The organism is Pseudomonas sp. CGJS7 (genome assembly GCF_036961695.1).
The window spans coordinates 168,459-190,822 of record NZ_JBAMDI010000005.1 but is presented as its reverse complement, the minus strand read 5'-3'; the positions used below and the strand labels follow the sequence as shown (position 1 = coordinate 190,822).

9 protein-coding genes are annotated in these 22,364 nt (G+C 65.4%); all 9 read left to right on the top strand.

The window, feature by feature from the left end:
- Positions 1-13,143 (top strand): BapA/Bap/LapF family large adhesin (locus tag V7787_RS05860; RefSeq protein WP_336086425.1); only part of this gene is annotated, 13,143 nt, incomplete at its 5' end.
- A gap of 63 nt (positions 13,144-13,206) precedes the next feature.
- A complete protein-coding gene (locus tag V7787_RS05855; protein WP_010952041.1) occupies positions 13,207-14,643 on the top strand; it encodes a TolC family outer membrane protein in 1,437 nt (478 codons plus the stop codon).
- Entirely contained in the window at positions 14,640-16,808 is a 2,169-nt protein-coding gene (locus V7787_RS05850; protein WP_336086422.1) for a type I secretion system permease/ATPase, read from the top strand. Before V7787_RS05855 ends, V7787_RS05850 begins: the two co-directional genes overlap by 4 nt.
- Positions 16,805-17,989 carry an HlyD family type I secretion periplasmic adaptor subunit gene (locus tag V7787_RS05845; protein ID WP_003247300.1) on the top strand — a complete coding sequence of 395 codons (1,185 nt, stop codon included), beginning with the start codon at positions 16,805-16,807 and terminating at the stop codon, positions 17,987-17,989. The genes V7787_RS05850 and V7787_RS05845 overlap by 4 nt, the downstream gene beginning before the upstream one ends.
- Positions 17,990-18,195: 206 nt before the next feature.
- A complete protein-coding gene (locus V7787_RS05840; RefSeq protein WP_104886674.1) occupies positions 18,196-19,095 on the top strand; it encodes a chemotaxis protein in 900 nt (299 codons plus the stop codon).
- 88 nt (positions 19,096-19,183) lie between these two features.
- Positions 19,184-19,495, top strand: coding sequence for a hypothetical protein (locus V7787_RS05835; protein WP_014589718.1), 312 nt, complete (start codon positions 19,184-19,186; stop codon positions 19,493-19,495).
- Positions 19,492-20,226, top strand: a complete 735-nt coding sequence (locus tag V7787_RS05830; RefSeq protein ID WP_336086417.1) for a YkgJ family cysteine cluster protein — start codon at positions 19,492-19,494, stop codon at positions 20,224-20,226. Before V7787_RS05835 ends, V7787_RS05830 begins: the two co-directional genes overlap by 4 nt.
- A 190-nt stretch (positions 20,227-20,416) precedes the next feature.
- Positions 20,417-20,641 carry a hypothetical protein gene (locus V7787_RS05825; RefSeq protein WP_049586405.1) on the top strand — a complete coding sequence of 75 codons (225 nt, stop codon included), beginning with the start codon at positions 20,417-20,419 and terminating at the stop codon, positions 20,639-20,641.
- A gap of 205 nt (positions 20,642-20,846) precedes the next feature.
- A complete protein-coding gene (locus V7787_RS05820) occupies positions 20,847-22,181 on the top strand; it encodes an OprD family porin (protein ID WP_336086412.1) in 1,335 nt (444 codons plus the stop codon).
- The last annotated feature ends 183 nt before the right edge of the window (positions 22,182-22,364 follow it).

Here is a 22,364-nt window from a genome sequence, read left to right as displayed (position 1 = left end):
GTAGACGGCGAAGTGCTGCAAGTGACGGCCACCGATGCGGCAGGCAACGCCTCCACCGCCAGTAACCTTACCGCGCCGGACATCGATGGCGGCGACACAACGCCACCGCAGACCCCGACCAACCTGGTGATCAGTGCTGCCGGCAGCCAACTCAGCGGTCGTGGCGAAGCCGGTACCAGCGTTCAGGTGCGCGATGACGCAGGCACCGTGGTTGCCACGGGCACAGTCAATCCCGATGGTACCTTCGCCATCACCTTGAACCCGGCCATCACCGATGGCAGTACCCTGCAAGTGACCCTGACCGACACTGCCGGCAATGTCTCGCAACCCGGTTCGGTCGCCGCGCCAGACCTGCTGGCCCCAGCGCAGCCAACCGAGCTGGCCTTGGTTGATGGCGTGACCTTTACCGGCCGCGGCGAGCCCGGTGCCACCGTACAGGTGCGCAATGCCACCGGCAGCCTGATCGGCACTGGCTTGGTCAACGAAGACGGCACCTTCAGCGTCACGCTGTTCCCCGCCCAGGCCAATGGTGAGGCCCTGGACATTCGCGTGGTAGACGCCGCCGGCAACAGTTCAACGCCGCTGGCGTTCACTGCACCGGACGTCACGCCGCCAGCTGCCGTCAGCAACGTCGTGGTGGGCGCCGATGGCCTGGTGCTCAGTGGCCGTGGCGAGGCCGGTGCTACCGTACAGGTACGTGATGCCAACGGCTCTGTCATAGGCGCCGCCACAGTCGGCGCCAACGGAACCTTCTTGGTCGACCTCACCCCAGCCGCGCAACCGGGCGAGCAATTGAGCCTGGTGCAGACCGATGCGAGCGGCAACGCCTCTGAAGCCCTGCAATATGAAGTCCCGGCAACCACGACCCCAGCCAGCCCAAGCGACCTGGTGGTGGCTGCGAACGGCGCCAGCATCACTGGTACAGCCCCGACGGGCAGCCGTGTGGAAGTACACGATGCCAACGGCACACTGGTCGGCAGTGTGGTGGTAGGTGCCGGTGGCACCTTCACCGTCATCCTCAACCCGGCCCAGGCCAACGGCGAACTGCTGGACGTGGTGGCCATCGATGGCACCGGCGCTTCGTCCCTGCCGGTGCAAATCGCTGCGCCAGACATCACCCCGCCGGTCACCCCGGGCGAGCTGGCGATCAGTGCCAACGGCAGCGAGGTCACCGGCCGCGCCGAAGTGGGCAGCACCGTGCGGGTGGTGGCCGCCGATGGCACCACCGTGCTGGGTAGTGTGGTGGTCGACGCCACTGGCAGCTTCAGCATCTCCCTCGACCCGCCACAGGTAAACGGCGAGGTACTGCAAGTCACCGCCACCGACGCCGCCGGCAACACCTCCACGGCCGGCGACATCACCGCGCCAGACATCGACGGCGGCGACACCACACCACCGGATGCCGCGACCAACCTGGTAGTCGGCCTGGCCGGCGCCCAGCTCAATGGCCGCGGCGAAGCCGGGGCCAGCGTGCAGGTGCGCGATGCCCAGGGCAATGTACTGGCCAGCGGCTCGGTCAACCCGGACGGCACCTTCCAGATCACCCTCGACCCACCGGTGAAAGATGGCAGCAACCTGCAAGTGGTGCTGACCGATGCCAGCGGCAATGCTTCGGCCCCGGCGTCGGTGGTTACCCCGGACTTGCAGGCCCCGGCTCAACCGACCGGCGTGGCCTTGGCCGACGGCGTGACCCTGAGCGGCAACGGCGAACCGGGCGCTACCGTGCAGGTACGCGATGCCTTGGGCAACTTGCTCGGCACTGGCCTGGTCACTGAAACCGGCAGTTTCAGCATCACCCTGTCGCCGGCCCAGGCCAATGGCGAAATCCTCGACATCCGTCTGATCGATGCTGCCGGCAATGTCTCTTCACCCCTGCAGTTCGAGGCTCCGGACATCACCGCGCCTGCCGTAGTCAGCAACATCATCGTCGGCGCCGACGGCCTGACCTTGGGCGGTCGCGGCGAAGCCGGTGCTACCGTCGAGGTGCGCGATGCCAATGGCACGCTGGTCGGTACCGGCACAGTGACCGCGAACGGTACTTTCCTGATCGACCTCGATCCGGCTGCACTGCCGGGTGAACGCCTGAGCCTGGTACAGACCGACCCGAGCGGCAACGCCTCTGAAGCGCTGACCTACGACGTGCCACTGGTGGTCACGCCGACCAGCCCGAGCGAACTGGTCGTCGCTGCCGATGGCAGCAGCATCAGCGGTTCTGCTCCTGCTGGTAGCCGCGTGGAAGTGCATGATGCCAACGGCACGCTGGTCGGTAGCATCGTGGTGGGTGCCGAGGGCACCTTCACCGTGGTGCTTACACCGGCCCAGGCCAATGGCGAATTACTGGACGTGGTGGCGATCGACAACAACGGCACCTCGTCGTTGCCGGTGCAGGTCGCCGCACCAGACATCACCGCGCCTGCGGCGCCAAGCGATCTGGCAATCAGTGGCGACGGTACCGTTGTCAGCGGCCGCGCCGAAGCAGGCAGCACCGTCCGTGTGCTGGCCGCCGATGGCACCACTGTACTGGGCAGTGTCGTGGTGGGGGCCAGCGGCGCCTTCAGCATCGGCCTCACCCCGCCACAAGTGGCAGGCGAGCAGTTGCAGGTGACGGCCACCGATGTCGCAGGCAACGCCTCCACGGCCGGCAGCGTCACCGCACCGATCGTGGACAACGGCGGCGACACCACACCGCCGGAACCCGCTACCGAGCTGGCCATCAGTAACGATGGCCGCACAGTCTCCGGGCGCGGCGAAGCGGGCGCCACCGTGGAGGTGCGCAACGATCAGGGGCAAGTGCTGGTGAGCGGCACCGTTCAGCCCGATGGCAGCTTCAATGTGCAACTGCCAACCCCGGTGGTGGATGGCTCGTCCCTGCAAGTGACCCTGACCGACGCCGCCGGCAACGTCTCTACACCTAGCCCGCTGACGGCGCCCGACCAGGTAGCACCGCTGCAACCAACCGACCTGGTGCTGAGCAATGGCGACAGCCTGGCCGGTACTGCAGAAGGGGGCGCACGAGTAGAGGTCAAAGATGCCTCGGGCAACCTGATCGGCAGCGCCATTGCCGAGCCGGATGGCAGTTTCAGCCTGACCCTCGACCCGCCACAGGCCAATGGCGAAACCCTGTCCATCACCGTGACCGATGCGGCAGGCAACACTTCGGTGCCGCTGAGCTACGTGGCCCCGGACATCACCGCGCCAGCGATCGTCGCCGACGTGGTGGCAAGCGATGGCAGCCTGGCCGTGTCTGGCCGTGGCGAGCCCGGTGCCACAGTGGAAGTGCGTGATGCCCAGGGCGCAGTCATCGGTACTGGCACCGTGGCACCAAATGGCACCTTCGTGATTGACCTGGAGGCACCGCTGGCAGCAGGTGAGAACCTCGTGCTGGTGCAGACCGATGCCGCCGGCAATACCTCGGCAGGGGTCAGCGTGACCGTTGCCGATACACCGCTGCCCGAAAGCCCGAGCGGCGTGGTGGTGGCCGGTGACGGCTCCAGCGTTTCCGGTACCGCACCGGCAGATACCCAGGTGGAAGTGCGTGACGCGCAGGGCAATGTCCTGGGCAGCGCCCAGGCCGGTCCGGATGGCAGCTTCACCGTCGGCCTGACCCCGGCCCAAGCCAACGGCGAGACCCTGGATGTCGTGGCGGTTGACGGCGCTGGCAACAGTTCGCTGCCTACCCAGATCACCGCCCCCGATATCACCCCGCCCAATGAAGCCAGCGAACTGCAACTGAGTGCCGATGGCAGCCTGCTCACCGGTCGCGGCGAACCGGGCACCACCGTGCAGGTCATCAGCGCCGGCGGCACCGTGCTGGGCAACGCCCAGGTCGGTGCCGACGGTGTGATCAGCGTGGTCCTGAACCCAGCGCAGACCGACGGCCAGGAACTGGACGTGGTCCTGCGCGACCCCGCTGGCAACACCTCGACCGCCACCATCGTCGCGCCCGATACCGACGGCCCGCTGCAACCCTCCGGGCTGGCCATCGATACCGCTGGCATCCACCTTACCGGCCAGGGCCAAAGCGGCTCCATCGTCACCGTGCGTGACGCCGACGGCAATGTGCTGGGCACTGCCAGCGTGGGCGGCGACGGCCGTTTCGACGTCACCCTCAACGCGCCACAGCGCAATGGCGAAAGCCTGACCGTCGAAGCGACCGACAACCTGGGCAATAGCGCAGGGCCGGTGGACTTCACCGCCCCCGACTCTACCCCGCCGCAAGTGGTCACCAACCCAGCCATCGACGGCACCGGTACCACGATCACCGGCAACGGCGAACCGGGCGCCACCGTGACCGTGCGCGGGCCGGATGGCAGCGTGCTGGGCAGCACGGTGGTCGGCGCGGGTGGCGCTTTCGAAATTACCCTCGACGAGCCGCAAACCAACGGCCAGGCACTGACCGTGGAGCAACGCGACGCGGCCGGTAACCTGTCGGCGGCGGTCGATTTGTCGGCACCGGATACCCAGGCACCCGATAGCCCCACCGGGCTGGTCCTGGCTGGCGACGGCAGCAGCCTGAGCGGCAGCGGTGAGCCGGGTGCGCAGGTGACCGTGATCGGCACTGGCGGCACAGTACTGGGCACCGCAACGGTCCAGCCCGATGGCACCTTCCAGGTGGCAATCGACCCGCCACAGCTCAATGGCCAGACGCTGTCTGTCACTCAGGCGGACAATAGCGGCAACGGCTCGCCCGCTGGCACTGTGATCGCACCTGACTTCGAGGCACCGCTGCCGGCGCAAGGGCTGGGCCTTGATCCTACTGGCACACTGCTCAGCGGGCAGGGCGAGGCAGGCAGCACCGTAGAGGTACGCGATGCTGCGGGCAACCTGCTAGGCACCATCCCGGTGAATGCTGACGGGACGTTCGAAGTGGCACTCTCCCCGGCCCAGACCAACGGCGAAGTGCTGTCGGTGGTGCTGATCGATGGCGGCGGCAATGCCTCGCCGTCGGCCACGTTCACCGCTGACGACAGCACCGCGCCAGCTGCGCCTGCCGGCCTCACGATCACCCCGGGCGGCAGTGCCATCCAGGGTACCGGTGAAGCTGGCTCCACGGTGGAAGTGAAGCTTGCCGACGGCACGTTGGTAGGCACGGTCGTCGTGCCCGCAGGCGGCAGCTTCACGGTCCCACTATCGCCCGCCCAGTTGGACGGCCAGGCCCTGGATGTAACGCTGACCGATGCGGCCGGCAACATTTCGCAGCCCAGCCAGATCCTTGCGCCTGACATCACGCCCCCAGCGCTGCCTACCGACGTTGCAGTCAGCAGCGATGGCACGGCTGTGACCGGTAATGCACCTGGCGCCAGTTCGGTGACCGTGAGCGATGGGGCCGGCAATGTGATCACCGTTGCGGTCAACCCGGATGGCAGTTTCAGCGTGCCGCTGGATACACCGCAGAACAACGGCCAGACCGTAACCGTGGTAGTGACCGACGCAGCCGGCAACGACTCGGCGCCGGTCTCTGTCACCGCTCCGGACACGACCAACCCTGAATCGGCGACGGGGCTTACCGTAAGCCCGGACGGCAGCACGGTCGGCGGCACGGCCGAGCCTGGCAGCACAGTGGAAGTCCGCAACCCGGATGACACAGTGCGCGGCACTGTAACTGCAGGGCCGGACGGCACCTTCGTGATACCGGTCGACCCACCGCTGGCATCAGGCGAAACCGTCGATGTGGTGGTGATCGACCCTGCCGGCAACGAGTCGCCTGAAATACCACTGACTGGCCCGACCGGTACCGAAGTGGCCACGCCTTCGGCCCTTGCCATCAGCGCCGACGGTTTCCTGCTGACCGGCCAAGGTACGGTCGGCTCGCTGATTACCGTGACCTCCGGTGGCACCACGCTGGGTAGCGCCACGGTCGGCAGCGACGGCACCTTCCGTGTGTTCTTCCAGAACGCCCAGCTCAACGCCCAGATCTTGCAGGTCAGTGCCAAGGCTACCGTCGATGGCCAGCCTTCGGTGCCGGCCATTATCGTGGCCAATGACACCACGGCACCGGACGCGCCGACACAGGTAAACCTCAACGCCACCGGCAGTACGCTGACCGGCCAAGGCGAGCTGGGCGCAACCGTGCGCGTGACAGACGTACAAGGCACCTTGCTGGGGACTGCAACCGTCGACAGCAATGGCCTGTTCAGCGTCAGCTTCTCGCCGGCCGTGGCCAATGGGCAGAACCTGATCGTCACCCAGGCTGATGCTGCAGGCAATGTTTCGCTCGCGGCCACCCTGCAAGCGCCCGACCTGCAGGCACCGCTGGCAGCCAGCAACCTCAGCCTCAACAGCGCAGCCACCGTGCTCAGCGGCCAGGGCGAAGCCGGCGCCAGCGTCACCGTGCGCGACGCCAGCGGCGCCATCCTGGCCACCGGCACCGTCAACCAGAGCGGCCAGTTCCAGATCACCCTGCCCAGCGCGCAGGTCACCGGTAGCCCGCTACAGGTCACCCTCAGTGATGCCGCGGGCAATGTGTCCGGCCCGGCCAGCCTGGCCACGCCAGACCACACGCCGCCAGCGGCCATCAGTAACCCGGTGTTGAGCCAGGACGGCCGGCAGCTTTCCGGCAGCGGTGAAGCGGGCGCCACGGTACAGGTACGCAACGCCGCCGGTGCCTTGCTCGGCACCGCCACGGTGGGCGCCGACGGTCGCTTCACGGTGACCTTCGACACGCCGCAAGCCAACGGCCAGGTCATCGGCGTGACGCAAGTGGATGCCGCCAGCAATACCTCGCCGGCAATCAATGTGACAACCCCGGACCTGACCCCACCCGCGCCGCTGACCAACGTGGTGCTGAATAACAACGGCCTGACCCTGACCGGCCTGGGAGAAGCCGGTGCCACGGTCACCGTTCACGGCCAGGACGGGACCATCATCGGCACCGGCCTGGTAGCGGCCAATGGCAGCTTTACCCTCACCCTGAACAGCGCCCAGCTCAACGCCCAGCACCTGAGCGTTACGCAGACCGACGCGGGCAACAACACCTCCACAGCCGTGGCGGTCACCGCGCCAGACTTCACCCCGCCTACCGCACCGACAGCACTCGCCCTGTCCGGTACCGGGCTGCAACTGACCGGTAACGCCGAAGCCGGCAGCACCGTGACCGTGCGCGATGCCAGCGGCAACGTGCTGGGCACAGCGGTAGCCAGCAGCAACGGCACCTTCCAGGTCACCCTGAACAGTGCCCAGACCAATGGCCAGACGCTGCAGGTGACCGCCACCGACGCAGCCGGCAACGTGTCGCCGGCCGCACCTTACACCGCAGCCGACACCACGCCGCCGGCCGCCGTGACCAACCTGGCTGTCTCCGCCAATGGCGCCACCCTGACAGGCGATGGCGAAGCAGGCGCAACCGTGACCGTACGAGCACCGGACGGTACCGTGCTGGGCAACGCTACAGTGGCCGCTGACGGTCACTTCAGCGTGTCCCTGTCGCCGGCAGCGATCACGGGTGAAAGCCTGAGCGTGGTCCAGACCGATGCCGCACAGAACGTCTCCCCTGCGCAAAGCGTGACGGCGCCGGGCGCGCTGGCACCGGCCACGCCGGACAACCTGATACTGGCCGCCGACGGCCTGTCGGTGAGCGGCACCGCCGAGGCGGGCAGCACAATCAAGGTGTACGGCCCCAACGGCGTATTGCTGGGCAGCAGCCCGGTCACCAACGACGGCACGTTCACTGTCAATCTCGGCAGTGCACAGGCCAATGGCGAAGTGTTGCAGGTCAGCGCAACGGGCCCCGATGGCACTGTATCGCTGCCCGCTACCCTACAGGCACCGGACACAACGGCACCGCAACCACTGACCAATCTGGTGTTGTCCAACGACGGCCTGGTACTCAGTGGCCGCGGTGAAGCAGGTGCCACCGTAACCGTGCTTGGCGAAGGCGGTATCGAACTGGGCACTGCCGTGGTCGATGCCAATGGCGACTTCAACGTCGACCTGAGCGTCGCTCAAATCAACGGCGAACAGCTCAGCGCCAGCCAGTCCGATGTGGCCGGCAACGAGTCCAACAGCGTCAGCCTGACAGCCCCTGACCGCGTCGCGCCGGATGCTGCCGGCAACCTGGCCTTCGCCGGGGGTGGCAGCTTGCTGAACGGTACCGGCGAAGCGGGTGCCGCCGTGCGTGTGCTCGCCGCCGATGGTTCGGTGCTGGGCAGTGCCACGGTGCGCGCCGACGGTACCTTCCAGGTCAACCTCGCATCGCCGCAGGCCAACGGCCAACAGGTGCAAGTGGTACTGGCCGATGCGGCTGGCAACCAGTCTGCCGCCAGCGCCATCACCGCACCCGATACCACACCGCCATCGGCACCCGGCGAACTGGCCGTTTCCGGTGATGGTGTCACCCTCACCGGCCGCGGCGAAGTGGGCGCGCTGGTGACCGTGACCAACCCGGCAGGCGAGGAAATCGGCAGCGCCACGGTCGATGCCAGTGGCCACTTCACCATCACGCTGAACCCGGCGCTGGGCAACGCCGAGCTACTCAGCTTCACCCAGGCCGATGCGGCCGGCAACGTGTCGGCAGTGGCAACCCTGCAAACCCCGGACTTCACCCCGCCCGACCCACTCACCCAAGTGGTGATCAACGCCGACGGCAGCGTGGTCAGCGGCCTGGGCGAGGCCGGCGCCACAGTAATCGTCAGTAACGCAGCCGGTACCGTACTGGGCACGGGTATCGTGCTTGCTGATGGCAGCTTCAGCGTCGAACTGTCACCCGCACAAATCAACAACCAGACACTGTCGGTACTACAGGCCGATCCCCCCGGCAACGTCAGCCTGCCGGTCAACGTGCAAGCGCCGGACCTCACGCCGCCAGCGGCAGCAACCGAGCTGCGGCTCAATGCGGCAGGTGACGAGCTGGGCGGTGTCGGCGAAGTGGGCGCCACCGTGCGCGTGTACGTCGGTACCACGCAGGTCGGTACCGCCACAGTAGGCGCCGACGGGACCTTCATCGTCGGGCTGGATGCAGCGCAGCTCGATGGCCAGGTGCTGCAGGTCACCCTGACCGATGCAACCGGCAACATCTCGCCAATCAGTTCGGTCACGGCCGTGGACACCACACCACCGGCTACCGTGATCGCCACCATCAACGACAGCGGTACCCAGGTGACCGGTACTGCCGAAGCCGGCACCCGCGTCACGGTGGTCAACAACAACGGCGACCTGCTGGGCCAGGTAACGGTGGAGCCGGACGGCACCTTCGTCCTTGACCTGAACCGCCCGCAAATCAACGGCGAAACGCTGACCATCATCGCTCAGGACGCCACTGGCAACCCGTCGGTACCGCTGGCAGTGACTGCGCCAGACCTGACGCCACCGGTGCAGCCGACCGACCTGCTGCTCAACGCAGCCGGTACGTCGATGACGGGTACGGCAGAAGCCGGCAGCACCATCACGGTGCGCGGCCCGAACAACAACATCGTGGGCACGGTGGAAGTGGGTGAGAACGGCCAGTTCACTGTGCCGATCAGCCCGGCACAGAACAACGGCCAGTTGCTGACGGTGGTGTCCACGGATGATGCTGGCAACGCTTCGGTGGCGGTCCCTTACCAGACCAACGACACCTCGCCACCCGACCTGGTGACCAACCTGGCGATCAACAACACCTTCAACGTGCTGACCGGCAAGGGCGAAGCCAATGCCACGGTTACCGTCAGCCTCGACGGAGACGTGATCGGTACCGGCGTGGTAGATGCCGCTGGCAACTTCCAGATAACGCTGGTGCCGGCGGCGGGCTCGCTCGCAACCCTGGAAGTGACACAGTCCGACGGCATCAATACGTCTGCGGTCGCGACCTACCTCACACCCTTGATCGCACCACCCGTGCCGCCCACCGACGTGACCTTGGGCAGCGACGGCCTGACCCTGACAGGCAGTGCACCCAGCGGTGTGGGCATTCGCGTGTACGACGCTGCAGGCAACCTGATCGGTACAGGGGTCGCAAGCCTGAACGGCTCCTTCACCCTGACGCTGGACGCAGCCCAGCTCAATGGCGAACACATTTCGGTGACAGCGGTGGCGCTGATAGGCGGCGAATCGCAGCCGACCTTCCTGCAAGCGGCCGACATCACGCCACCGACCAACCCGGTGGTGACCAGCCTGTCTGTCAATGGCCTGGTGCTGAGCGGCACGGGTGAAGCCGGTGCAACGGTGACAGTGCGTGATGCCAGCGACAATGTGCTCGGCACGGCGGTGGTGAATGGCGGTGGCGTGTTCACCGTCAACCTGAACGCCGCGCAGCTCAACGGCCAGGTCCTGGACGTGAGCCAGGCTGACGCTGCAGGCAATGTGTCCGGCAGCACGAGCTACACTGCCGCAGACCTGCAGCCACCTGCAGCCCCCACCAACGTCGCCATCAACGGCACCGGTACCGTGCTTACCGGTAGCGGTGAGGCGGGCGCTACCATTACCGTCCAAGGCCCGAACGGCCAGGTCGGTACCGGTGTGGTGCAAGCCAACGGCACCTTCAGCATTACCTTGACCTCGCCACAGAACGACGGCCAACTGCTGGTGGTACGCCAGGCCGATGCTGCCGGCAACCTGTCCGCCAGCACCAGCCTGACTGCGCCGGACACCACCCCGCCAGCCGCCCCGCTTGCCACCATCAACGCCAACGGCACCTCGGTCAGTGGTTCGGGCCAGGTCGGCAGCACGGTCACCGTGCGCAACAGCGCCGGTACCGTACTGGGCACCGCAACGGTGGGCAGCAACGGCCTGTTCGTGGTCAGCCTGGCTGCGGCGCAGATCGACAACCAGGCGCTCAGCGTCACCCTCACCGACAGCGCCGGTAACGTGTCCACGGGCACTGCGCTGACCGCACCGGACCTGACCCCGCCTGCGGCTGCCGGCAACCTGCTGTTCAGTGCCGACGGCAATACCCTCACCGGTACGGGCGAAGTGGGTGCCACCGTCACCGTACGCAGCGCCGGCGGGACCGTGCTGCAGACCGCGACGGTGCAGGCGGACGGCACCTTCACCGTGACCCTGAGCCCGCCTCAGGACAACGGCCAGATCCTTTCGGTGACCCTAAGCGACCCGCGCGGCAACGTGTCGGGCAACGTCAACGTCACTGCACCGGATGTGGATGCCAACGCGCCGGTCATCGCCAGCGACAACCTGGCCACGGCCACGGTCAACCTGGCAGCGGTCAGCGCCACGAAGACCTACACCGACAGCTTCACCACGCTACTGTCGGGGTTCTCCAAGACCTACACCTGGACGGTGGCAGCAGGCACCACGGCTGACCCTACCCTCACACTGACCACCAACAGCGTGCTGGCATTGCTCAACAACACCAGCTTCACCCTGCAGGTGAAAGACGCCAGCGGCACCTGGGTGACCATCGCCACCGGTAACACTCAGGGCCTGCTCGACCTGATCGTGTTGCCAATCGGCTTGCAGGTGGACATCGGCGTGCTGCAAGCCGGTGATTACCGACTGACCGTGGGCAGTGGCGGCATCGGCCTGATCACCGAAGTGAGCACCACGCTGGACATCGTCTCCACCAGCCTGACCCAATTCACCGGCACCGGCATTGCCACCTCTGGCAACGTCATTACCGACGTGGGTACCGATGGCGCAGTGGATGCTCGTGGCCCGGACAGCGCCGCCGTGCTGCAAGTGCTCAAAAACGGCAGCTACGTCTCGGCCGGGACCGCCACGACGGTTCAGGGCCAGTACGGCACCCTGGTGATCCGTGCGGACGGCAGCTACACCTACACGCCGAACGGCAGCCCGAACAGTGTCGGCAAGGTGGACGTGTTCAGCTACCAACTGGTGCACCCTAACGGCCTGTCCGATGCCGCCAACCTGTACGTGCGCATCGACAGCCCGCAAGCCACGGAGGTCTGGAGCGACACCAACTACGGTGCACCGGCCACGGTGGTCGACGCAGTCAACGACGTAGGTACCAGCCAGGTCACCCTGGACAACCGCGTGGACACCAGCAGCAGTACGCTGGGCTCGCTGAACCTGCCAGTGATCGGTACCCGCCAGGCCACCTACACCACCACGGTTGCCGCCAATACCACGGCCGACCTGCAGGTGGTGGTCAACTCCACCAACCTGTTGAGCCTGCTCAACGGCACCACCATCGAGCTGCTCAAGCTCAACCCGGCCACCGGCCAGTACGTGCTGGTGCAGTCGGTGCCAGGTGGTTCGCTGGTCAGCATACTGGGCGGCGGCGCCGGGTATACCTTCGAGAACCAGGGCGCCGGTACCTACCACGTACGTGTCACCGCCGGCGGCATCGGCTTGCTCAGCTCCATCACCACCAGCCTGAACACCACCACAACGTACCTGACCGAGTTCGTGGTCAGTGGCGCGACAGCCGCCACCGGCAACCTGCTGACTGACGACAACATCGGTTCGGCCTTGACCGTGCTGAGCGTGCTGACAGCCGCCAACACCTACACCATCCCGGGCTACAACGGGGTAAGCGTGGCCGGTACCTACGGCACGTTGCTGGTGCATGCCGACGGCAGCTACACCTACACCCTCAACGCGGGGCTCACCTCGGCGGTGGTCGGCCAGCAAGACACCTTCACCTACGAGCTAAGCCACCCGAACGGCACCACCGACACCGCAACCCTGACCATCAACGTGGACGATGCTGCCGGCCTCACCACGACCACATCGCTGCTGGCCGATACTGGCGACGAATCCGCGGCACTCGCCAGCCTGGCAGCGGCCACCGATGTGATCGCCGGCACCGACGGCAACGACAACCTCGATGGCAGCCGGGGTGGCCACATCACCCTGCAGGGTGGTGCGGGTGACGACACGCTGGTGGTGGTCGACCAGAACTTCGCCAGCGTCGACGGTGGCTCGGGAACCGACACCCTGCTGTGGGGCGGCGGTGATGCCAGCATCGACCTGGGCAACCTGGCCGGGCGCGTACACGACATCGAAATCCTCGACCTCAACGACACCAGTTCGGTGGCGCTCACCCTCAACCTGGCGGATGTGGTGGCCATCACCGAAACCGGTACCGACACACTGATCATCAAGGGGGACGACAAAGACTCGGTTCACATGACGGACAACTGGACGCTGGTCGGGAACCAAACTGCCGACGGCATCGACTATAACCAGTACACGGCCCAGGAGGATCCAAGCCATCACCTGTGGGTACAAAACGGTATCCATGTGGTTTGAGGCCGCTGCAAACCCGCCGGGTGAATGCCCGGCGGCATGGACGACCAGCAGTAAGGGAACTATGTGAAGCGAAGCAGTCCGCTGTCACCGCTGTTGCTGGGAGCCTTCGGGCTCCTGGCCCTGAACTTCCACCCGGTTGCCCAGGCAGCCGATGATATAGACCCCCACCTGCGCCAGATCGGGCCGTCGCTGCTACGCGATGCGCCCGAAGCGGTGCCCGCCCGCCCCCCCATCGGCATGGCCCCGGTCGCCAGTGGCGAACGGCTGAGCCTTACCGACGCAGTGCTGCAGGCAGCGCAATGGCACCCGAGCATCGCAGAGGCCATCGGCAACCTTTACAAGCAGGGCGAAGGCATCAACGTCGCCCGAGCGGGGTATTACCCACAGATTTCCGGCGGTATCCGCACCGGTTATGACACCGGCTATGGCGGCGACCGCAATAGCCAGGCCCTGAACCTGTCGCTCAAACAAATGCTCTATGACTTCGGCAAGGTCGACAGCGCCGTCAACGCGGCCCAGGCTGCCGCCGCCCGGGCACAGGCCAATATCCTGCTGGTGGTCGACGATCTGGCCCGCGACACAGCCTATGCCTGGATCGAAACCCGCCGCTACGAGCAGCTGATGACAATTGCCCGCGACCAGATTCGCGGCGTGGGCGACATTGCCGGCATGGCCCGCCAGCGCAGCGACATGGGCGCCAGCACCCGTTCCGACGTGGTACAGGCCGAGTCGCGCGTGGAAAGCGCCCGTGCCACCCTGGAGGAGTACCAGTCGCAGTACGAGCGCTGGCGCTCGACCCTGGCGGCGCTGATGGGTCGCGTTACCCCTCCGGCACTGGCCGAGGGCTCACCCGCCGAGCTGGACCAGGCCTGCAAGCGCCCTGCACAGGGTGATGACCGCCTGCCCGCCGTGCTGATGGCCCTGGCCCAGCGCGCACAGGGCCAGGCCGAGCTGGCCCAGGCAAAGGCGGAGGCCTACCCTACCCTGTCGTTGCAACCGCAGGTCAATCATTACCTGGACGACGACTACAACCGCGATAACGCACGGCTGGACCGCACCCAGGCGGGCATCTACCTGAACGTCGAAGTCCCCATCTACCAAGGGGGCTCCATCAGCGCCCGCACCCGCGCTGCCGGCCACGCGCTGACCGCCGCCGACTCCGCCGAAGACGCCGCACGGCTGCAGGCGCGTCGGGGCCTGGCGGAGGCCAAGGCGCAAACCTCCGGGCTGGGCCGCCGGCTGACCTCGCTGGAAGCCCGCCAGGTCAGCATTCAGGAGGCACGCATGCTCTACGGGCGTCAGTACCTGGACCTGGGCACACGGCCACTGCTCGACCTGCTCAACGCCGAGCAGGAGATCTACCAGTCACGCTTCGAACTTGCCGGCACCCGCTCCGATCTGCTGCGCCTGGATGTCGACTGCCTGTACAACACCGGCGCCCTGCGCACGGCCTTTGGCCTTGAGGGGCGCAACCTGCAAGGTGTGGAGATCCAGCCATGAGTGATTCGATCGATGTGACCCTGCCCAACCAGGCGCCCGCGCCGGAGCAGGCCGCCGCGCACCGGCCAGACCTTGGCCCCTGGCTTGAGGTGATGTTGCAGGTGGCACACCACTACCGCCTGGACGTATCACCCCAGCGTATTCGCCTGGCCGCTGCGGAGGATGCCCGCCCGTTGAATGAAATCCTCCGCCACATGGCACGTCAGGCGGGGCTGGCATTGCGCTTCGTGCACTTAGATGCCAAGGGCCTGCGGCAATGGCGCACGCCGCTGGTGCTGGAGCTGGACGATGGGCAGCTGGCGGTGGTCGAGTCGGTGACCGAAGAAGACGACCTGGCGGTGGTGTTCGCCGGTGACCAGGGCCTGACTTCGCGCCTGCCCCGCGACACCCTGAAAGGCCGTATCAACCGTGTTGCCCTGCTGCGCCCGGCCCGGCCACTGCGCGATGTGCGCACCGACGACTACACCGCGCCTTACGACCGCCACTGGTTCGCCCGCATCGTACTGCGCGACCTGCGTCCCTATGGGCAGGTGATGGTCGCGTCACTGGTGGCCAACGTGCTGGCGCTGGCCGGCGTGCTGTTCTCGATGCAGGTGTACGACCGAGTCATACCGGCCGAATCCCTGCCCACCCTCTACGTCCTGTTTGGCGGTGTGGTGTTGGCACTGGTGTTCGACTTCAGCATGCGCCTGCTGCGGCTAAAGGTGACCGACCTGCTCGGCAAGCGCGCCGACCTGCGGGTGAGCGATCTGGTCTACGGCCATGCCCTGCGCCTGCGCAACTCGGTGCGGCCCAAGTCCACCGGCTCGTTCATCTCGCAGTTGCGCGAGCTGGAGTCGATCCGCGACCTGATCACGTCCAGCACCGCCACGGTGCTGGCCGACCTGCCGTTCTTCCTGCTGTTCCTCTTCGTGTTCTGGCTGATCGGCGGCGTACTGGTGTTCATCCCGCTGGTCGCGCTGCTGGCCATGGTGTTGCCCGGGTTGCTTGCACAACGGCGCCTGGCACGGTTGGCCAATGCCTCGATGCGTGAGTCGGCGCTGCGCAACGCCATGCTGGTGGAAAGTATCCAGGGCCTGGACGAGATCAAGGCACTGCAGGCGGAGGCTCGCTTCGAACGGCAGTGGAACCAGTACAACGCGGCCTGCGCGCACACCAACCTGCGCCTGCGCACCCTCACCAACGGCCTGGTGACCTGGACGCAGAACGTGCAGGGTGCCGTGTTTGCCGTGGTCATCGTGATCGGCGCACCTATGGTCATCGCCGGCGACCTCACCACGGGTAGCCTGGTGGCGGCATCCATGCTTTCGTCGCGGATGATGGCACCGCTCGCCCAGCTGACCCATGTGCTGACCCGCTGGCAGCAGGCCAAGGTCGCGCTGCAAGGCCTGGACAAGCTGATGCAGTCGCCAGTCGACCACCCCGAAGGCGAAGCCCGCGTGCACCTGCCAGCCATTCACGGCGAGTACCGCCTGCGCCAGGCCAACTTCCGCTACAGCGAAGACTACCCGCCAGCGCTGAACATTGGCCGGCTGGACATCCAGCCGGGCGAGCGCATTGCCGTGCTGGGCCGCAACGGCGCCGGCAAATCAACCTTGCTGCAGGCGCTGGGTGGGGCCATGGACCTGGTACAGGGCGAGATCAGCCTGGACGGCATCGCCATGGCCCACCTCGACCCTGCTGACCTGCGCCGTGACGTCGGCCTGCTGCCGCAGTACGCGAGGCTGTTCCACGGCACCCTGCGGGAAAACCTCACCCTCGGCGCCGGCCAGGCCAGCGACCAGGAACTGGTGGCCGCGCTGGCCGCCACTGGCGCACTGGACTTCGTCCGCCGCCTGCCCAAGGGCATGGACCACTTGATCCTCGAAGGAGGCCTGGGCTTGTCTGGCGGCCAGCGCCAAGCCCTGGTGCTGTCGCGCCTGCTGGTACGCCAGCCGCAGGTGCTGCTGCTGGACGAGCCGACCGCGTCGCTGGACGACATGACCGAGCGCAAGCTGCTGGATAACCTGGAGCGCTTCTGTCAGGGCCGTACACTGGTGATCGCAACCCATCGACTGAGTGTTCTGCAGCGGGTCGACCGCATCCTGGTGCTGGACGCCGGGCGCATCGTCATCGATGACGCGCGCGATGCCGCGCTGGCCAAACTGCAGGGAGCCCAGGCATGAGCAACCATGAACTCCCGGCTTCCTACCTGGACGGGCAGGACGACCAGGCGGTGTTCCGCGCCGGCCGCATCATCACCCTCTGCGCGCTGATGCTGGCGGCGTTCCTGGCCTGGGCGGCCTGGTTCGAGGTGACCGAGGTGTCCACCGGCACAGGCAAGGTCATCCCAAGTTCGCGAGAGCAGGTCATTCAGTCGTTCGAGGGCGGTATCGTCGCGCAGATGAGCGTGGCCGAAGGCGACCTGGTCGAGCGCGGCCAAGTGCTGGCCCAGCTCGATCCGACCAAGACGGCTTCCAGCGTGGGTGAAAGCGAGGCCAAGTACCGGGCTGCCAAAGCCAGCCAGGCTCGCTTGCAGGCAGAGGTGACCGGCAAGCCCCTGACCTTCCCGGCGAGCCTGCGCGACTCTCCCGACCTGATCGATGCCGAAACCGCGTTGTACCAGACCCGCCGCCGCGGCCTGGAACAGACCCTGGCGGGCATTCAGGACTCGTTGCAGCTGGTGCGCAGCGAGCTGAAAATCACCGAGAACCTGGCAAAGATGGGGGCCTCCAGCCGAGTTGAAGTGATCCGCCTGAACCGCCAGCGTTCCGAGCTGGAACTCAAAGCCAACGAGGCGCGCTCAGACTATCTGGTGCGCGCCCGGGAAGAACTGGCCAAGGCCAGCGCCGAAGCGGACGCCCTGTCGGAAGTGATCCGTGGGCGCAGCGACTCGCTCACCCGCCTGACCCTGCGCTCGCCGGTGCGCGGCATCGTGAAGGACATCGAGGTCAACACCCTGGGTGGCGTGGTGCAGCCCGGTGGCCAGGTGATGAAGATCGTGCCGATGGACGAACGCCTGCTGATCGAAACCCGCATCGCGCCACGGGACATCGCCTTCATTCACCCCGACCAGGCGGCCAAGGTCAAGATCAGTGCCTATGACTACTCGGTGTACGGCGGGCTGGACGGCAAGGTGGTGGGCATTTCGCCGGACACCCTGCAGGACGAGGTCAAACCGGAAATCTACTACTACCGCGTGTTCATCCGCACCGAACAGGACAGCTTGCAGAACAAGGCCGGCAAGCGTTTTGCGATCGTGCCAGGGATGATTGCCACGGTGGATATCCGAACGGGCGAGAAAACCATCCTCGATTACCTGATCAAGCCGCTGAACCGAGCCAAGGAGGCCCTGCGTGAACGCTGATCCAGGCGTTTACACACCTCCCCCTGTGGGCGTGGACATGCCCGCGAACACCGGCGAAGCCGGTGCCATGTACCGCGTCGCACGCTTCGTGGGCATGCCCGCTTCCACAAGGGCCCCTAGCCCTCCTGGGTTCTGTGCAAAATGCCTAAAGCCCAACCCAAACAGGCCGATAACCGGTTATCCCCTGCTCCTCACCGAAGGTCACCATGGCCACGCAAAATGCCCGCGCGGATTCGCTATCCCTGCTGCTGTTCACCCTGCGCAGCGGCAAGCTGATGGCAATCAACCTGCTCAAGGTCAGCGAGATCATCCCCTGCCCGCCGCTGACCAAGCTGCCTGAGTCGCACCCCCACGTAAAAGGTGTGGCAACCCTGCGCGGCCACTCGCTGTCGGTCATCGACCTGTCCCGCGCCATTGGCGAACAGCCACTGGTCGACCCGCAGGGTGGCTGCCTGATCGTTACCGAGATCAGCCGCTCGCGCCAAGGCCTGCATGTACAGGCGGTCAGCCGCATCGTGCATTGCCTGAGCACCGACATCAAACCGCCGCCCTACGCCTCGGGCACCCGCTCGTTCATCACCGGTGTGACGCGCGTCGACAACACCCTGGTGCAGGTGCTGGACATCGAAAAAGTCATACACGCCATCGCCCCGCCCGTCGCCGAGCCAGTGCACAGCACCTTGAGCGAAGAAGATGCCAGCCTGCTGGCCGCCGCCAACATCCTGGTGGTGGACGACAGCCAGGTGGCCTTGCAGCAGTCGGTGCACACCCTGCGCAACCTCGGTATCGAATGCCACACCGCGCGCAGCGCCAAAGACGCCATCAATGTGCTGCTGGAGCTGCAAGGCACCGCGCAGGAGATCAACATCATCGTCTCCGACATCGAAATGAGCGAAATGGACGGCTACGCCTTCACCCGCACGCTGCGTGAAACCCCTGACTTCCAGCACCTGTACGTGCTGCTGCACACCTCGCTGGACAGTGCCATGAGCAGTGAAAAGGCGACCCAGGCCGGGGCCAATGCCATCCTTACCAAGTTCTCCTCGCCAGAGCTGACCGATTGTCTGGTGGTGGCTGCGCGTACCGTGGTGTTCGCCGAGCACTGATATATTCAGCGACAAACTCCCCGGCTTGCCGCCGGGGGTGACTCGGGCATAATTCGCGCCCCTCGCAAGAAAATTGCCGGAATCGCGTATGAAGCTTCTCAGCTCTATCTTGATCAGCTGCGCCCTCTTCAGCGGTATTGCCCAGGCCTCCAGTAGCCAGGCCTGGAACGAGCAGCGCCAGCAGATGCTCAAGGCTTGCCTGACCGCCAGCCAGTTCAAGGACGCCCATGCCCGCGGCAAGCCCGCCGAGTTCGATGACCAGGCCGGCATGAGTGCCCTGCTGATCGAAGGCGTCTACCCACAGAAACACATGCAGCAGCGCACCGGCACCGAGCTGTGCCTGTACGATCGCCAGCACCAGCGTGCGTTCGTCAGTGAATGGAGCCCGGAAGCCAAGTGACCGACCGCTTACGTTTCGGCTGTACCGGCTGCGGCAAATGCTGCACCGGCCACCATGTGCCCCTGACGCTGGCCGAAGCGCGTCGCTGGGCGGACGATGCCGGCCAGGTGGTGGTACTGATCGAGGCCTTCGTCGTGGACGGCCCCGGCATGCCGCTGGAGCAGCGTGACCATGTGCTGCGACGCTCCCATCCAGTGCATTGCGGCAAGGGCGAGGCACGCGTCTCGGTGACCTTTGCTGCATTCAACCCCGGACGTTGCCGTAACCTCGACGCCAACGACCTCTGCACCATCTATGAGCAGCGCCCACTGGTCTGTCGCATCTATCCGGTAGAAATCAACCCGCATATTCCCCTGCGGCCAGACAGCAAGGACTGCCCGCCGGAGGCCTGGCAACAGGGGCCGGAGCTGATTCTCGGCACGCAACTGGTCGATGTGGAACTGCAGGCGCTGGTACAGGCTTCGCGCCAGGCCGACCGCGATGACATTGCCGCCAAGGTGGCGGTGTGCCAGGCATTGGGCATGACGACCAGTGCGCTCAAGGGTAACGGTTTTACCGCCTACTTGCCGGATATGGGGGCGTTTGCTGCGGCGCTGGCGCAGGTACAGGGGAATGAAGGGGCGCAGTGGACCTTGCATGTGCAGGATGAAGCGCTGACGGCAAGCTTGCAGGCATTGGGTTTGCGCACAACCCATGAAACCCCGGTTTATTACGCCTTTATCGGCTTCTAGCCGGCCAAGGCGGCGCCCTGTGCAGGCGCCCTAGCACGGGGCTTTCGCCGAAAGCCCCGTTGTTTCCCCCTAGGATCGTTACCTTTTGCGCAACAGTGCTTATCGCACTTCGCTCTGTTTCGAGTGCACTGAAAGGACTAACTTTACCCCTGTCCTCATTAGCACTTGCACCGCAAGAAGGTAGTTTCAAATGTCCAACAGTATGGGTATTGCCAGCGTCTTCGTCCTGTCTTCCCTGTTGTTGTCGCCCCTGGCCATGGCCGAAGAATCCCCGGCATTCGTTGCCCGTAATGCAGAGATCGCGGCTGTCCATCAAGAAGCCCGTGACGCTGTAGCCGCAAACAAGGCCGATACCGTAAAAGACGCGAAACAGACAGCTTCCAAAGTCAGCGTCGATACCAGTGCCGACAGCTGATCACGCACTGTCGCTACTCCCGTTTTCCCTTGGCTACGCCATGGGCACCCCCGGTGCCGATATGTTAGCCTTTTAAAGCCGCTGCCGATCAGCGGCTTTTTTTATGTGCTTTAACGCTCAGCCCGGCTGTAACGTGTACCTATAAAAAAGACGCACATTCAAATATAAAAACTGCCCCACCGTCAGATCCAAGGAGCTAGTACCGGTGCCTTCCGCGTTTCGTTTTACCCCGCTTTTCATTGCGTTGACTGCAACGATCCCTTTCGCCGCCCAGGCAGATGAAGACAAGGCTGATGGCTTCATCGAAGGTTCGTCCTTCAACCTGCATTTTCGTAATGCCTACTTCAACCGCGACAACCACAACGTCGGCGTGCGCGACACCCGCGAGTGGGGCCAGGGCGCGGTAGCGCGTTTCGAGTCGGGCTACACCCCAGGTGTGGTCGGCTTTGGCCTGGATGCTCATGCCATGCTGGGCCTGAAACTCGACGGCGGTGGCGGCCATGCCGGCACCAGCATCCTGCCCGAACACATCAAGGACGACGGCGAACTGGGCGCTGCCCCGCATTCGTTCTCCACTGCCGGTGCTGCGGTCAAGCTGAAAGCCTTCGACACCGAACTGAAAGCCGGTGACCTGTTCCTCACCAACCCGGTGATCGCCGGCGGTGAAACGCGCATGCTGCCGCAAACTTTCCGCGGTGTAAGCCTGACCAACACCAGCATTGAGGGCCTGTTGCTCGAAGGCGGCCAGGTCAGCTTCACCCACCCGTACAACCAGAGCGGCCACCGCCGCATCGACACCTACTACGGGTCACTGGACGAGCACGACAAGAGCAAGCACCTGAACTGGGCCGGCGCGTCGTGGAGCGGTACCGAGCACATCACCGCCAACCTGTACGCCGCCGAGCTGAAGGACATCTGGAACCAGTATTACGCGGACTTCGACTACACCTATGTGGTCAATGACCTGGTCAGCCTGAACCCGGGCGTGCACTTCTATCACACCCAGGACACCGGCCAGGCCCTGCTAGGCAAGATCGACAACAACACCTACAGCGTGCACTTCACCGTCAATGCAGGCTTCCACAGCGTCACCGCCGCCTACCAGCGAGTGAACGGCAACACGCCGTTCGACTACATCAACCTGGGCGACAGCGTGTACCTGGACAACTCGCGCATGTACTCGGACTTCAACGCGCCGAACGAGCGTTCGTGGAAACTGCAGTACGGCTATGACTTCGCCGGTGTCGGCGTGCCTGGTTTGACCACCTCGCTGTCGTACTCGCGCGGCGAGGCTGACCTGACCAAGGCCACTCAGGACACCACTCACTACGACTACTACCGTGAAGATGGCAAGAACGCCATGCACTGGGAGCGCGACCTGGACGTGAAATACGTGTTCCAGGAAGGTGACCTCAAGGACTTGTCGGTGCTGGTACGCTATGCCACCCACCGCGGCAGCCAGGGTTATGCGTCGATCGACAGCAACAGCGACAACGATGAACTGCGGGTAATCGTCGATTACCCACTGAACGTGTTCTGATCTTGCGCTGCAAGCATCGCAAATAACCCTGTGGGAGCGGGTTCAACCGCGAAGAAGGCACCGCGGTGTTGGGCACCGGCTGCGCCGATGTTCGCGGGTAAACCCGCTCCTACAACGGCCGTGTCCAATCCCCGGTGTGTGTCCACCGCAGATCAGTGTGTAGGAGCGGGTTTACCCGCGAAT